Consider the following 1409-nt stretch of genomic DNA (forward strand, 5'->3'; position numbering starts at 1 on the left):
GGCTGCCATCAGGGTTGCTACTGGCAGAACGCACACTTTCTCCCCGTTGCGGGCGGATTCGAGATCGGTCGTGGCTGGGATGCTTTGTGCCGACGGTTCGATGGGCCGTATCTCCGAAAGAGACCAGCGTGCGTCCAACGCTAGCTTGGCCGACCGATCCACCGCACGATTTCATAGGCAGGCATCGGGCGGCGAAAACCCTTCAGCGTCAGTTCGCCAACAAGAACGGATTCGACCAGCGACTCGACAGCGCCGAGGACCCGCTGGCTAACAAGAATCTGGCGCGATTTGGCCTCCTCGCACAATCGGGCGGCATGGTTCGACACAGTGCCGATGACGGCATAGTCCGAGCGCTGATCAAAACCGATGCGCCCGATGGTTGCGTGGCCCCTGGCAATGCCGATCCCAAAGCCAAGCAAATAGTCCCGCTTGCGCCATCGCTCTGAATGCTCGTCAATCGCGTCGCGCATTGCAGCAGCCATTGAGACAGCTCTCTCGCTGTGGTCGGCGCATGCCAGTGGATCGTTGAAAACCACGACGATACCGTCGCCCACGAACCGCTCGAGAGTCCCCTCGTGGCGGACAATTTGTTCACCAAGACAGGAATGATACTCGGCAAGAACGGTCATGACTTCTTCGGGTTCGGCGGTCTCTGCGAAGGCAGTAAAGCCGCGCAAATCGCAAAAGACAACGGTCACCTCGCGACGGTGGCTCTGCAAGAGCGCATCTCCATTGCCCGCCGCAACGATGAGGTCGGCGACCTGTTCGGGCAGGAACCGCCTAAGCCGCGCCATTCGCTCGAGCTCCGTCACCTGGTCGGCCACGGTTTGCTCGAGCGAGCGGTTCCAGTCGGAAAGTTGCGCGGCTTGGTCCTCAAGGCGTTTGGCTTGGCTCGCGACAGTGTCGTGAAGCGCCTTCTGACGCAGCATCGAGCGCACCCGCGCTAACAGCGCCCTGTGCTCGAAGGGCTTTGTCAGATAGTCGTCGCCACCGGCGTCCAGCCCATCGACCACGTCGCGCGTGTCGGCTTTCGCAGTGACCAGAATAACGGGGATCGACCGCAGCGATTGATCGTGCTTGAGCATGCGTACCACACTGATGCCGTCGAGCTTCGGCATCATGATGTCGAGCAGGATCAGATCCGGCGTGAGTTCGCGGGCTTTCGCAAGCCCCTCTTCCCCATCGGCGGCGGTTGCAACTTCGTAGCCATTCGCCTCGAGGCGCATGCGCAGGATCTCGAGGTTTTCCGGAGTATCGTCGACCGCGAGAATGCGAGGCGGATCGTGCAAAGCGCTGCCTCCCTCAAGAAAGGAACCCGCGAATCTCGGAAAGCAGCTGGCGCGGACTGAATGGCTTGGCAATGTAACCATCGCACCCAGCAGCAAGGGCTTTCGCCTCGTCGCCCGACA

General features: G+C 61.0%; 1 protein-coding gene. It reads right to left on the bottom strand.

Annotated elements, in window-relative coordinates; genetic code table 11:
* Window positions 1-140: 140 nt before the first annotated feature.
* Window positions 141-1385, bottom strand: a complete 1245-nt coding sequence (locus tag NKK47_RS34965; protein ID WP_352579922.1) for an adenylate/guanylate cyclase domain-containing protein — start codon at window positions 1383-1385, stop codon at window positions 141-143.
* Window positions 1386-1409 lie beyond the last annotated feature (24 nt).

This window comes from Mesorhizobium sp. M0019 (assembly GCF_040323975.1).
Lineage (GTDB): Bacteria > Pseudomonadota > Alphaproteobacteria > Rhizobiales > Rhizobiaceae > Mesorhizobium.